Raw genomic sequence first — 12466 nt, forward strand, 5'->3', positions numbered from 1 at the left:
CCGCGATGGCATTCAATCACTTACCAGCAGCCATGCACGACGCCTTGGGAGCATTGTCCGTCACGCCGGTGACACACTCGGTGCCGATGGCCAAGAATCACCGCACCGCTCGACCCGCCGGGGACACGGGCAGCCGCCCCTCCCCGCACCGGATCCTCGAACGGCTCACCTCGGGCGAGAGCCGCGCCGCGCGCATCACTCATATGGAGCACATGCCCGCCCGCACGGGGCGGCATGCCGTCTGGCCGGACCGGATCCGTTCCGAGGTGATCGCCGCGATCCAGGAGGCCGGGATCGACCACCCCTGGGCCCATCAGGCCGAGGCCGCCGAGCACGCCCTCGACGGCGAGTCCGTGGTGATCGCCACGGGCACCGCCTCGGGCAAGTCGCTCGCCTACCTCGCCCCCGTGCTCTCCGCCCTCCTCGACGGCGCGGAGGCCGCGAACGGGCGCGGGGCGACCGCCCTCTACCTCTCCCCCACCAAGGCCCTCGCCGCCGACCAGCGCCGCGCCGTCCGGGAGCTCGCCGCCCCGCTCGGCAACCGCGTCCGGCCCGCCGTCTACGACGGCGACACCCCGGTCGAGGAGCGGGAGTGGGTCCGCCAGTACGCGAACTACGTCCTCACCAACCCCGACATGCTGCACCGGGGCATCCTCCCCGCCCACCCCCGCTGGTCCTCCTTCCTGCGCTCGCTGCGCTACGTCGTCATCGACGAGTGCCACACCTACCGGGGCGTCTTCGGCTCCCACGTCGCCCAGGTCCTGCGCCGGCTGCGCCGGGTCTGCGCCCGGTACGGCTCCGATCCGGTCTTCCTCCTCGCCTCCGCCACCTCCGCCGACCCGGCCCGCGCCGCCGGCCGCCTCACCGGCCTGCCCGTCACCGAGGTCTCCGACGACGCCTCCCCGCGCGGCGAGCTGGTCTTCGCCCTGTGGGAGCCGCCCCTCACCGAACTCCAGGGCGAACGCGGCGCGCCGGTCCGCCGCACCGCCACCGCCGAGACCGCCGACCTCCTCACCGACCTCACCCGGCAGGGCGCCCGCACGGTCGCCTTCGTCCGCTCCCGGCGCGGCGCCGAGCTGATCTCGGTGATCGCCCAGGAGCGCCTCGCCGAGACCGACCGGGCCCTCGCCCGGCGGGTCGCCGCCTACCGGGGCGGCTATCTGCCCGAGGAGCGGCGCGCCCTGGAGCGGGCCCTGCACTCCGGGGAGCTCCTCGGTCTCGCCGCCACCACCGCCCTGGAACTGGGCGTGGACGTCTCCGGCCTCGACGCCGTCCTCATCGCCGGCTACCCCGGCACCCGGGCCTCGCTGTGGCAGCAGGCCGGCCGGGCGGGCCGCTCCGGCGAGGGCGCCCTCGCCGTCCTGATCGCCCGCGACGACCCGCTGGACACCTTCCTCGTCCACCACCCCGAGGCGATCTTCGACCAGCCGGTCGAGTCGACCGTCCTGGACCCCGACAACCCCTACGTCCTCGCCCCCCATCTGTGCGCCGCCGCGTCCGAACTCCCGCTCACCGAGACCGACCTCGCCCTCTTCGGCCCCGCCGCCCCCGGTCTGATGCCCCAGCTGGAGGCGGCCGGGCTGCTGCGCCGCCGCACCGGCGGCTGGTACTGGACCCGCCGTGAGCGGGCCGCCGACCTCGCCGACATCCGGGGCGGCGGCGGCAGCCCGGTGCGGATCGTGGAGGAGGGAACCGGCCGGCTCCTCGGCACGGTCGACGAGGCCGCCTCCCACACCGCCGTCCACGAGGGCGCCGTCCACCTCCACCAGGGCCGCACCTACCTGGTGCGGAAGCTGGACCTGGAGGACTCCGTCGCCCTCGTCGAGGAGGCCGTGCCGCCGTACTCGACCACCGCCCGCGACACCACCTCCATCCGCGTCCTGGAGACCGACACCGAGGTCCCCTGGGGTGCGGGCCGCCTCTGCTACGGCTCCGTCGAAGTCACCAACCAGGTCGTCTCCTTCCTCCGCCGCCGGCTGATCACCGGCGAGGTGCTCGGCGAGACCAAGCTCGACCTGCCGCCCCGCACCCTGCGCACCCGGGCCGTGTGGTGGACGGTCACCGAGGACCAGCTCGACGCGGCCCGGATCGACCCGGAGATCCTCGGCGGCGCCCTGCACGCCGCCGAGCACGCCTCGATCGGCATGCTGCCGCTTTTCGCCACCTGCGACCGCTGGGACATCGGCGGCGTCTCCGTCCCGCTCCACCCGGACACCCTGCTGCCGACCGTCTTCGTGTACGACGGGCACCCGGGCGGCGCCGGATTCGCCGAGCGGGCCTTCCACACCGCCCGGGCCTGGCTCACCGCCACCCGGGAGGCGATCGCCTCCTGCGAGTGCGAGGCGGGCTGCCCCTCCTGCATCCAGTCCCCCAAGTGCGGCAACGGCAACGACCCCCTCCACAAACGCGGCGCCGTCCGCCTCCTCACGGAACTGCTCCGCGAGGCTCCGCAGGACCCCGCCCCGGAGCCCGGGACGGAGCCAGGCCCGGAGCCAGGTTCGGTGGAGGGGGCAGGGGGCCGGGTCCCGCCCGGGCCCTGACCGTCGGGGACCACGCCCCGCGGACCACCCGCGCCGTCACCTCCGCCTCGACGCCCGCCACCCGGCAGCGGACCAGCTCCGCGCCCTGCGCGGCGGCCACCCGGCCGGCCGCCGCGCACGCCTCGGCCTCGCCCCACAGGGCCCGGTCGGCGGCGGCGAGCGCCGCGAGGTCGGCGGCGCCCCCGGCCCGGTGCCGGGCGACCACCGCCTGCCCGAGCGCCAGCACCGCCCCGAAGACCACGCACAGGGCGCAGGCCGCGAAGGCCGTCCACACGCTCGCGGCGCCCCGGTCCCCGCGTCCGCGCCTCACAGCGGCCCGCCTTCCCCGACCGCGTCCTCGGCGAGGGCCGCGGCCCCGGCCCGCAGGGACACGCCGAGGCCGCCGGGGCCGGGCGCGGCGGACTCCACCGTCACCCGCCACAGGTCGCCCTCGCGCGCCACCGCCACCCTGGCCCCCTCGGGAGCCGCCGCCCGGGCGGCGGCCGCCACGGCCGCCGCGGGCTCCGACCTGGCCGCCGCCCTCGCCCCGGCCCTGGCCGCGTCCACGCACCGGATCTGCGCGGCGGACGCCGCCAGCGCCCAGAGCAGGGCCATCGCGAAGAGCGCCAGCACCGGCAGCACGACCGCCGCCTCCACGGTCACGAAGCCCCGGTCCCGCTCAGAACGGCGCATCGAGGGCCTTCGTGACCATCGCCTGCAGGGCGCCCGAGACGCTCCCGCTCGTCATGACCCCGTAGAACAGGGCCGCCACCCCCGCCGCCGTCAGCAGTCCCAGGGCGTACTCGACGGTGCTCATGCCGGTGTCGGCCTTGAGGGCCGCCCGCCGGGTCGCCCAGAACCTCCGCAGCGCCTTCCGCGCCCACCCGTACGTCGTTCCCATCTTCCTCTTCCTTCCGTTCGGTCACTTCGTGTCGTGTCGTGTTGTGTCGTCGTCGTTCAGGGGCCGAGCAGGCCCCGTGCCAGGCCGATCACCACGGGGGCCACCCCGACCGCGAGGAACGCGGGCAGGAAGCACAGCCCCACGGGGGCGCTGATCAGCACCTGGGCCCGGCGGGCCCGGGCAGTGGCGGCGCGGGCGGCGGCCGCCCGCAGCACGGCCGCGTGCCGGGCCACCGCGTCCGCGGCCGGCGCTCCGGAGGCGCCGGCCCGTTCCAGGCAGCGCGCGAGCCCCTCGGCGCCCGGTATCGCGCCGAACCCGGCCCACACCCGGGCCGGTTCGCCGCCGAGCCGCAGCTCCGCGGCGGTCCGCAGCAGCCGCTCCCCGAGCGGGCCTCCCATGGACCGCCCGACGGCTTCCGCCGCCTCGCCCGGCCCGGCCCCGGCCGAGGCGCAGGCCGCCAACAGATCTGCCGCCAGGGGGAGTTGCCGTACCGCTTCCCGCTCCTCGGCCGCCTCCCGGGAGGCGGCGGCCCGCCGCAGCCGCCACCGGGCGCCGAACACCCCGCCCACGCCCGCCGGCAGCACCGCCACCACCCCGAAGAGCGCCCCGGCGCAGAGGATCGCCCCGACGACCGCGGCAGACACCGGCACCGGCACCTTCCGAAGCCCGGCCACCCGTCGCGCCCACCGCCGCTCGCGGCTCCCGGCGGGCCTCCCGGCCGGCTTCCTCCTCGGGCCACCGCCGGGAAGCCCGCCGTCCGCGACCGCCAGCAGCCCGCCGAGCCGGCGCCGGGCGCCCCGCCCGCGGCGCTTGCGCGCCAGACCGAGCCAGGCCCTGCCCAGCAGCCAGCAGCCCAGGAGCAACAGCGGCCCCGACCGCGTCAGTTCACTCCGCACCGCCGCCTCCCCGCACGATCCGCGCGGCCCACCACAGCCCGGCCGCCTCCAGCGCGCCCCCGAGGAGGAGGCAGGCCCCTCCGGCGGGGGTGTGGAGCATGACCCGCAGCGGCTCGGCTCCCAGGGCCGCGCCCATGCCGATCCCCGCCACCGGGAGGGCGGCGAGCACGGCCACCGTGGCCCAGGCACCGGCCAGTTCGGCCCGCAGTCCCTCGCGCCGCCCGTGCTGCTCGCGCAGGGCCGCCTCCAGCCGGTCGAGACCGGCGGCCAGGCCCGCACCGCTGTCGACGGCCACCTGCCAGCAGGCCGCCAGCCCCGCGAGCCCCTCGGCGCCCTCCCGGCGGGCCGCCCTCCGCAGCGCCTCCGGCACGTCACCGCCGAAGCCGACCGCGGCGAGCACCCGGGCCTCCTCCGGGCCGAGGGCGCCGGTGCGGCGGGCGGCGTAGGCGAGGGCGTGACCGGGCTGGGCGCCCGCCCTCAGCTCGCCGCCCGCGGTCTCGCACAGCTCCACCACCCGTCCGGCGAGCGCCTCGCGCTCCTTGCGCCGGGCCGCCGCCCGCAGCCGCCGCCGTGCGAGCGGGACGGCCAGGGCGCCGGCGACCAGCGGCAGCGGCGACTCCCCCAGCAGCGCGATCAGCCCCGCGGCGGGCAGGCACAGCCACTCGGGCCGCGCCCGGAGCGCCGCCCACCGGCGGGCCAGGGCCTCCCGGCGTCCGGCACCGCCGCGCCCGGTTCCGTCCCCGGGAAGCAGGGCCCGCGCCCGCCGGACGGCCCGGCGGTGCACGGCCGTCCGCCACCCGGCGAGCAGGACGCCCGGCAGGAGCCAGAGCCCGGCGTACGAAGCGGCCGTCACGGGGCACCTCCGACGAGCGAGCGCAGCCGGGGCCAGCCCCGCTCCCGCTCGAAGCCGGCCGGCTCCCAGCGGAGGGCGGGCACCGTGCGCACCAGGCCCTCCCGGTCCCGCTCCAGGACGTGGACCTCGGCGATCCGGCGCCGCCCGTCGGGGTCGCGTACCAGGTGCAGCACGGCGGACAGGCCGGCGCCCAACTGGCTGTGCAGGGCGGCCCGGTCGAGCCCCGCGGCGGTGCCGAGCGCTTCGAGCCGGGCGGGGACGTCGGAGGCCGTGTTGGCGTGCAGCGTGCCCGAGCCGCCTTCGTGTCCCGTGTTCAGGGCCGCGAGCAGGTCGACGGCCTCGCCGCCCCGGACCTCGCCGACCACCAGCCGGTCGGGCCGCATCCGCAGGGCCTGGCGTACCAGGTCCCTGAGGGTGACGACTCCGGCTCCCTCCTGGTTCGGCGGCCGGGCCTCCAGGCGCACCACGTGGGGGTGGTCGGGGCGCAGCTCGGCCGAGTCCTCGGCGAGGACGATCCGCTCCCGCTCGCCGACCAGACCGAGCAGGGCCGCGAGGAGCGTCGTCTTGCCGGTGCCGGTGCCCCCGCTGACCAGGTACGACACCCGGGCCTCGATCAGCGCGCGCAGGACCCGGTCGCCACCGGGCGGCACCGTCCCGGCGGCGGTCAGCTCCTCCAGGGTGAAGGCCCGGGGGCGCACCACCCGCAGCGAGAGGCAGGTGGAGCCGACGGCGACCGGCGGGAGGACCGCGTGCATGCGGGTGCCGTCGGGCAGCCGGGCGTCCACCCACGGCCGGGCGTCGTCGAGGCGGCGCCCGGCCACCGTCGCGAGCCGCTGGGCGAGCCTGCGCACGGCTGCGGCGTCGGCGAAGACGACGGGGGCCCGCTCCAGGCCGGAGCCCCGGTCGACCCACACCCGGTCGGGCGCGGAGACGAGCACGTCGGTGACGTCGGGGTCGGCCAGCAGGGCCTCCAGCGGTCCCGCGCCGGTCAGTTCGCGGCGCAGCTCCTCGGCGGCGCCCAAAACCTCGGCGTCCCCGAGGAGGCGGCCCTGGGCCCGCAGGGCGGCCGCCACACGGGCCGGGGTCGGCTCGGCGCCGCTCGCCGCGAGCCGCTGCCGCACGGCGTCGAGGAGTCCCGCTCCGCCCGCCCGGACGGCCGGAGCACCGCCGGAGGAGGCCGCCCCGGTCTCCACCGCGCCCGCCCCGGTCTCCACCGCGCCCGCCGCGGTCATGCCGCACCCCCGGCGGGCAGCGCGCGCTCCCAGAAGGCGGCGCAGAAACGGCCCAGTGGTCCCCGGGGGTCGGCGCCGGGCGGACTGCCGGTGTCCTGGTCGGTCAGGATGCCGGGGTCGTAGGGGAGTTCGCCGGCCAGTGGCAGCCGCAGGGCGTCGGCGACCCAGCGCTCGTCGAGCCCCGCCGCGTACGGCCCCCGGACCACGGCCCGCAGGTCGCGGACGACCATGGAGAGGGTGCCGGCGATCCGATGGGCCGCGGCGACCGCCCGCAGTTCGCCGGGGACGACGAGGAGCCCGAGGTCGAGCTGGGCCAGGGCCTCGGCTCCGGCCTCGTCGACGGCGCGCGGCAGGTCGACCACGACCACCCCGCCCCCGCGGCGCGCGGCGGCGAGCACGGACCGGACCGCGTCGGGCGGCACGGCACCGGTGGGCTCCCGGCCCCAGCTGAGCACCCGCACGCCCCGGGCGGCGGGCAGCGACTCCTCCAGGGCGCCGCCGGCCAGCCGCCCCTTGGAGGCGGCGAAGTCCCCCCAGCGCCTGCCCCGCTCCCGCTCGGCGCCGAGCAGCACGTCGAGGCCCCCGCCGAGCGGGTCGCCGTCGACGAGCAGGGTCCGCCTGCCGGTGCGGGCGGCGGCGAGCGCGAGCCCGCAGGCCAGGGTGGAGGCGCCGGAGCCGCCCCGGCCGCCGATGACGCCGACGGTCAGCGCCGTGCGGCCGACGCCCTCGGCGGCGTCGGCGATCCGCTCGACGAGCAGGGACTCGGCGCCCGGGAGCCGGAGCACGCTGTCGGCGCCGATCTCGACGGCGAGCCGCCACGCCTCCGGGTCGTCCTGGGCGCGCCCGACCAGGACGACCCCGGGCCGGCGCACGGAGCCCCGGCAGCGGGCCGCCGCGTCCTCCCCGACCAGGACGAGCGGGGGGTCGCTCCAGCTCGCCCGCCGCTCGGGCACCCGGTGGTGCACCTCGGGCTCGACGCCGGCCGCGGCGCAGAGCCTCAGCAGGTCGTCGAGGAGGGCGACGTCCTCGGTGACGATCAGCGGGCCGGCTCCGCGGGTCCCCCGTCCGCCCCGCGCCGCGTCCTCGTGGTCCGTTCCTCCCGTGCGGGAAGTCATCGGTTCCTGCATCGCGCACACCCCTCTCGTGATTCCTGCGAGCCGCGAACTTCGCGACGGGAATCACCGTGAGGCCGTACGGGAAATCGTGCGGACTCCACCGAAAAACTGTGGACAATCCACTGCCTGTGAATAACTCGGCCACCCTCGCGGGGGCTGCCCGGAACGCAGTCCGGCGGCTACTCTGGGTGACGAATCGAAAGGTCGCCGCGTCCGGCACGTCCGTGCGGACGAGGGCACGAGAGAAGGGAGGGAGCGAGGGATCGGCGCCCGAAAACGGCTCCGGACATGCGACGACCCCCGCCGGGGGGGAGAGCGGGGGTCGTCTCTCCGGCCGACTCGGGGGGGGGAGGAGCCGGACCGGGTTAGCACGGTCGCGAACGATCCGTGACTTCCATGGTGTACCCGAGAGCCTTCTCAGGCAAACCCACGCGCCCCAGCGTACGCCGAATGGCGGGCACCTATGCTCAGCGTTGTGGAAAACCACTCCTTGCCGCGCACAGCCGCCTTCTTTGACCTGGACAAGACGGTCATTGCGAAGTCCTCGACGCTGACCTTCAGCAAGTCCTTCTACCGGGGCGGACTCATCAGCCGCCGCGCCGCCCTGCGGACGGCCTACATCCAGTTCGTGTTCCTCGTCGGCGGGGCCGATCACGACCAGATGGAGCGGATGCGCGAATATCTTTCCGCGCTCTGCAAAGGCTGGAACGTGGCCCAGGTCAAGGAACTCGTCGCCGAGACCCTGCACGACCTGATCGACCCGATCATCTACGACGAGGCCGCCTCCCTCATCGAGGAGCACCACGCCGCCGGCCGCGACGTCGTGATCGTGTCCACCTCCGGCGCCGAGGTGGTCGAGCCGATCGGGGAGATGCTCGGGGCCGACCGCGTCGTCGCCACCCGGATGGTGGTCGGCGAGGACGGGTGCTTCACCGGGGAGGTGGAGTACTACGCCTACGGCCCGACGAAGGCCGAGGCGGTCCGCGAGCTGGCGAAGTCGGAGGGGTACGACCTCTCCCGCTGCTACGCCTACAGCGACTCGGCGACCGACATCCCCATGCTGGAGGCCGTCGGGCACCCGTACGCGGTCAACCCGGACCGGACGCTGCGCCGCGAGGCGGTCGCCCGGGAGTGGCCGGTGCTGGTCTTCAACCGGCCGGTGCGGCTGAAGCAGCGGCTGCCGGCGCTCCGGATGCCGCCCCGCCCGGCGCTCATGGCCGCGGCGGCCGTGGGCGCGGCGGCGGCCACCGCGGGGCTCGTCTGGTACGCCACCCGCCGGCGTCACAGGGCCGCCGCGGCGGTCCTCGCCGGGCCCTGACCGCTTGTCCCGGTTTCAGACGATCCGGAAACAGCGCAAAGAAGCGGAGTCACCACTTTCGCTTACCGGCGGACAGGAGTAGAAAGGAATCAGGCCCGCGAGACCTGGGACATCCGAGAGGATCACCTGTTGAGCATCAAGGCCCCACGGACCTGACGCACAAAAACCTGGCACCCACGCGACGTCGACCCGTCGATTACGGGCCAGCCGCACCAGGCGAAGGGCAAAGCACCCCGCCTGATGGGCACATATCGAGGACGCTTGGTAACTGGGTGGACGTGCCAGCGGCGGTACTGATCATCGGTACCGCCGCAACCCATGTCCGGGGTTCTTCAGGCGGCGCCGCGCTGGAGCGCCTCGCAGACTGCCGTCGACTCCCGCACCCCGAGTTCCACCGATCGCCCGCAGTGCGCGATCCAGCCGCCGACGCCCTCGGGGGTGCCGGTGAGGTACCCCTCGAAGGCGGCCGCGTAGGCGGCCCGGCCCTGCTCCGCGTGGCCGACCTCGGCGGGGCAGATGCCCTTCGGGTCGAGGCCGCTCCCCTCCAGGACGATCCGCTCCGCGGCCCGGGCGACCAGGCCGTTGTGCGAGGTGAAGGGGCGCAGGGCGAGCAGTTCGGCGTGGACCACCGCGGAGACGACCAGGGCGGGGGCCCCGCTTCCCGCGACGACGAGTTCCGCGAGGCCGTCGAGCCGGGCGGCGACCTCGTCGGGACTCGGCAGCGGGGCCTCGATCAGCGGCTCGGTCACGGCCTCGCCGATCTGGCGCGGGCGGCCCGTCGCGTCCGCCTGCTCGCCCGCGGCGACCAGGTGCAGCCGGGCCAGCACCCGGAGCGGCGACTGGCGCCAGATGGAGAGCAGCTGGCCCGCCTCGGCGCTCAGGCGGAGGGCGGCGCCGACGGTGCGGGCCTCGGGATCGGCGCTGAAGTCGGTCCGGCGGCGGACCTCCTCCAGGGCCCAGTCCGCGCCGGCCAGCGCGGCCGAGCCGCGGGCGCCGCGGAGCGCAGCCTCGGAGGCGATCTCGTTGCTGCGGCGACGCATCACGCGGTGGCCGTAGACCCGGTCGACGGCCTTGCGTACGGAGTCCACCGCGTCGGCGACGCCCGGCAGGGAGCCGAGGGCGGCCAAGGGGTCAGAGGCGTGCGTACTCATAGGTAAGGAGGCTACGCGTCCCCGGCGCCCGCCCCACGAAGGAGTGGTCTTCTTCATAGACCTTGACCACCAAGCGCGTTCATGCCACTACGCTAGGTGAACATGAAGATCGCTTTCGTCGGGAAGGGCGGCAGCGGCAAGACGACGCTGTCCTCGCTCTTCGTCCGCCACCTCGCCGCCACGGAGTCGCCGGTCGTCGCCGTCGACGCGGACATCAACCAGCACCTGGGGGCCGCGCTCGGCCTCACCGAGGCGGAGGCCGCAGCCCTGCCCGCGATGGGCGCGCACCTGCCGCTCATCAAGGAGTACCTGCGGGGCAGCAACCCGCGGATCGCCTCGGCCGAGACGATGATCAAGACGACTCCCCCGGGAGAGGGTTCGCGGCTGCTGCGGGTCCGCGAGGACAACCCGGTGTACGAGGCGTGCGCCCGGCCGGTCCGGCTCGACCCCGGCGAGGTGCGGCTGATGGCGACCGGGCCGTTCACCGAGGCGGACCTCGGCGTGGCCTGCTACCACTCGAAGGTCGGCGCGGTGGAGCTGTGCCTGAACCACCTGGTGGACGGGGCAGGCGAGTACGTGGTCGTCGACATGACGGCCGGCTCGGACTCCTTCGCCTCGGGCATGTTCACCCGCTTCGACATGACCTTCCTGGTCGCCGAGCCGACCCGCAAGGGCGTGTCGGTGTACCGCCAGTACAAGGAGTACGCGCGGGACTTCGGCGTCGCGCTGAAGGTCGTGGGCAACAAGGTGCAGGGACCGGACGACCTGGACTTCCTGCGCCAGGAGGTCGGCGAGGACCTGCTGGTCACCGTCGGCCACTCGGACTGGGTCCGCGCGATGGAGAAGGGCCGCCCGCCGCGCTTCGAGCAGCTGGAGCCCGAGAACCACCGCGCGCTGCGGACCCTGCGGGAGGCGGCGGACGACTCGTACGCCCGCCGCGACCGGCACCGCTACACGAGCCAGATGGTCCACTTCCACCTCCGCAACGCGGAGAGCTGGGGGAACGCGAAGACCGGGGCCGACCTGGCGGCGCAGGTCGACCCCGACTTCGTCCTCGGCGAACCGGCCGCGGCAGCGGCCCGCTGACGGCCGGCGGCCGGCGGCCGTCACGGAACGGCCCGCCGGGGGCCGCTAGCCGCGAACGGGCTGCTTCGCGGGAGCGGCGGGAGCGGCGGCGGGCGCCGGGGGCTGGGCCGCGAGGAAGGCGGACCAGCCGCCGGCGGGGGCTTCGCCCACCCCCAGGGTGCGCATCTTGGCGATGACGGCGGGGTCCTGGGCGTCGAGCCAGTCCGCGAGCTGGCGGAAGGAGACGCACTTGACGTCCTTCTGGACGCAGACGGTGGCGATGGTCTCCTCGATGGCGCGCATGTAGGTGCCGCCGTTCCAGGACTCGAAGTGGTTGCCGATCACGACCGGCGCCCGGTTGCCCCGGTAGGAGCGCTCGAAGGCCTGGACGAGGCCGTCGCGCATCTGGTCGCCCCAGTAGCGGTGCATGCCGGGGTCGCCCTGGGTCGTGCCGGGCGACTGGTTGACCATGAAGTTGTAGTCCATGGACAGTGTCTGGAAGGCGCGGCCGGGCACCGGTACCAGGTGCATGGAGAGGTCCCAGAGGCCCTGGTCCTTCTTCGGCCAGATCTGGTCGTTGACGCCGCTGGTGTCGTAGCGGAAGCCCAGCTCGGCGGCCGCCTTCACGAAGTTGGCGCGCCCCTCCAGGCAGGGCGTGCGGGCGCCGACGAGCTCCTTGTCGTAGTCGAAGGGGAGCGGCTGCTCGGCGCGCAGCCCGGCGTTGCTCTTCCAGTTCTTGACGAAGGACTTGGCCTGCCGGATCTCGCTCTTCCACTCCTCCACGGACCAGGTGCCCACGCCGCCGTCGGCGCCGCAGAAGTGCCCGTTGAAGTGGGTGCCGATCTCGTTGCCCTCCAGCCACGCGCCGCGCAGTTCGCGGACGGTGTCGCGGATGCCCTCGGTGTCGTTGAAGCCGATGTCGGAGCGGCCGGCGGAGTGCTGGGGCGGGTCGTACATCGCCCGCTTCTCCTCCGGCAGGAGGTACACGCCGCTGAGGAAGTACGTCATGGTCGCGCCGTACTTCTTGCCGACGTTCCGGAAGTGCGAGAAGAGCTTCTGGCTGTCCTCGCCGGCGCCGTCCCAGGAGAAGACCACGAACTGCGGCGGGGCCTCGCCGGGCTTCAGCTTCTTCCAGACCGGCTGGTGCGGCTGGGCGCCGGTGTAGGCGGTGGAGCCGTCACCGATCAGCCGGACGGCACTCTCCGGCGCGGCGGCCGGGGCCTTCTTCGCCCCCGTCCCCGCGCCGGGGGCGCCCTCGGTCCCCGGGCCGGAGGGGCCCGGCTGCGAGCAGCCGGCCAGGCCGCCCACCAGGGCGACGGTGAGGGCGCCGGCGGCCAGCGCCTTCCTCCGGAACGTACTTCCTCGCACGGCGGCTGACATCCGCCCACCTCTCCTCTGGCGACTACGGCTACGAGC

The 12466-nt window shown here is 75.6% G+C and carries 12 protein-coding genes; 3 read left to right on the forward strand and 9 right to left on the reverse strand.

Annotated features, from left to right (window positions below; all coding sequences use genetic code 11):
* Positions 1–5: 5 nt before the first annotated feature.
* On the forward strand, positions 6–2540 hold the full coding sequence (locus tag ACFW6A_RS32940; protein ID WP_386645198.1) for a DEAD/DEAH box helicase: 2535 nt from the start codon (positions 6–8) through the stop codon (positions 2538–2540).
* On the opposite strand, the gene ACFW6A_RS32945 is transcribed toward ACFW6A_RS32940, so the two are convergent.
* Genes ACFW6A_RS32945 through ssd form a run of 7 tightly spaced genes read right to left on the reverse strand, consistent with a single transcriptional unit; the run spans position 2425 to position 7516 of the window.
* On the reverse strand, positions 2425–2850 hold the full coding sequence (locus ACFW6A_RS32945; RefSeq protein ID WP_386645200.1) for an Rv3654c family TadE-like protein: 426 nt from the start codon (positions 2848–2850) through the stop codon (positions 2425–2427). The two genes, ACFW6A_RS32940 and ACFW6A_RS32945, sit on opposite strands and share 116 nt — an antisense overlap.
* On the reverse strand, positions 2847–3212 hold the full coding sequence (locus ACFW6A_RS32950; protein ID WP_386480058.1) for a TadE family type IV pilus minor pilin: 366 nt from the start codon (positions 3210–3212) through the stop codon (positions 2847–2849). Before ACFW6A_RS32950 ends, ACFW6A_RS32945 begins: the two co-directional genes overlap by 4 nt.
* A complete protein-coding gene (locus ACFW6A_RS32955; protein ID WP_351843965.1) occupies positions 3199–3420 on the reverse strand; it encodes a DUF4244 domain-containing protein in 222 nt (73 codons plus the stop codon). Before ACFW6A_RS32955 ends, ACFW6A_RS32950 begins: the two co-directional genes overlap by 14 nt.
* A gap of 56 nt (positions 3421–3476) precedes the next feature.
* Complete coding sequence (locus ACFW6A_RS32960) at positions 3477–4286, reverse strand: type II secretion system F family protein (protein WP_386645212.1); 810 nt, start codon at positions 4284–4286, stop codon at positions 3477–3479.
* A gap of 19 nt (positions 4287–4305) precedes the next feature.
* Complete coding sequence (locus ACFW6A_RS32965; RefSeq protein ID WP_386480053.1) at positions 4306–5169, reverse strand: type II secretion system F family protein; 864 nt, start codon at positions 5167–5169, stop codon at positions 4306–4308.
* Positions 5166–6401 (reverse strand): TadA family conjugal transfer-associated ATPase, encoded by a 1236-nt coding sequence (locus tag ACFW6A_RS32970; RefSeq protein ID WP_351843961.1) that lies wholly within the window; start codon positions 6399–6401, stop codon positions 5166–5168. The genes ACFW6A_RS32965 and ACFW6A_RS32970 overlap by 4 nt, the downstream gene beginning before the upstream one ends.
* Positions 6398–7516, reverse strand: a complete 1119-nt coding sequence (gene ssd / locus ACFW6A_RS32975) for a septum site-determining protein Ssd (RefSeq protein WP_351843958.1) — start codon at positions 7514–7516, stop codon at positions 6398–6400. Before ssd ends, ACFW6A_RS32970 begins: the two co-directional genes overlap by 4 nt.
* Positions 7517–7979: 463 nt before the next feature.
* Here ssd and ACFW6A_RS32980 point away from each other — a divergent pair, with 463 nt between their 5' ends.
* Positions 7980–8834, forward strand: coding sequence for an HAD-IB family hydrolase (locus tag ACFW6A_RS32980; RefSeq protein WP_351843956.1), 855 nt, complete (start codon positions 7980–7982; stop codon positions 8832–8834).
* Between the two features lie 332 nt (positions 8835–9166).
* Here the strand turns inward: ACFW6A_RS32980 and ACFW6A_RS32985 are convergent, their stop codons facing one another.
* Positions 9167–9985, reverse strand: a complete 819-nt coding sequence (locus ACFW6A_RS32985) for an oxidoreductase (RefSeq protein ID WP_351843953.1) — start codon at positions 9983–9985, stop codon at positions 9167–9169.
* A 102-nt stretch (positions 9986–10087) separates the two neighbouring features.
* On the opposite strand from ACFW6A_RS32985, the gene ACFW6A_RS32990 reads away from it, so the two are divergent.
* On the forward strand, positions 10088–11071 hold the full coding sequence (locus ACFW6A_RS32990) for an ATP-binding protein (protein ID WP_386645203.1): 984 nt from the start codon (positions 10088–10090) through the stop codon (positions 11069–11071).
* 45 nt (positions 11072–11116) lie between these two features.
* Here ACFW6A_RS32990 and ACFW6A_RS32995 read toward each other — a convergent pair whose 3' ends face one another.
* Complete coding sequence (locus ACFW6A_RS32995) at positions 11117–12430, reverse strand: hypothetical protein (protein ID WP_351843948.1); 1314 nt, start codon at positions 12428–12430, stop codon at positions 11117–11119.
* Positions 12431–12466 lie beyond the last annotated feature (36 nt).

Source organism: Streptomyces sp. NPDC058758, assembly GCF_042746075.1.
In the GTDB taxonomy this organism is placed as follows: Bacteria; Actinomycetota; Actinomycetes; order Streptomycetales; family Streptomycetaceae; genus Streptomyces.

What these genes read in the sequence shown, in the direction of transcription:
- ACFW6A_RS32940 (WP_386645198.1), top strand. Translation starts at nt 6, where the DNA reads ATGGCATTCAATCACTTACCAGCAGCCATGCACGACGCCTTGGGAGCA.
- ACFW6A_RS32950 (WP_386480058.1), bottom strand. Translation starts at nt 3,212, where the DNA reads ATGCGCCGTTCTGAGCGGGACCGGGGCTTCGTGACCGTGGAGGCGGCG.
- ACFW6A_RS32955 (WP_351843965.1), bottom strand. Translation starts at nt 3,420, where the DNA reads ATGGGAACGACGTACGGGTGGGCGCGGAAGGCGCTGCGGAGGTTCTGG.
- ACFW6A_RS32970 (WP_351843961.1), bottom strand. Translation starts at nt 6,401, where the DNA reads ATGACCGCGGCGGGCGCGGTGGAGACCGGGGCGGGCGCGGTGGAGACC.
- ssd (WP_351843958.1), bottom strand. Translation starts at nt 7,516, where the DNA reads ATGACTTCCCGCACGGGAGGAACGGACCACGAGGACGCGGCGCGGGGC.
- ACFW6A_RS32980 (WP_351843956.1), top strand. Translation starts at nt 7,980, where the DNA reads ATGCTCAGCGTTGTGGAAAACCACTCCTTGCCGCGCACAGCCGCCTTC.
- ACFW6A_RS32985 (WP_351843953.1), bottom strand. Translation starts at nt 9,985, where the DNA reads ATGAGTACGCACGCCTCTGACCCCTTGGCCGCCCTCGGCTCCCTGCCG.
- ACFW6A_RS32990 (WP_386645203.1), top strand. Translation starts at nt 10,088, where the DNA reads ATGAAGATCGCTTTCGTCGGGAAGGGCGGCAGCGGCAAGACGACGCTG.
- ACFW6A_RS32995 (WP_351843948.1), bottom strand. Translation starts at nt 12,430, where the DNA reads ATGTCAGCCGCCGTGCGAGGAAGTACGTTCCGGAGGAAGGCGCTGGCC.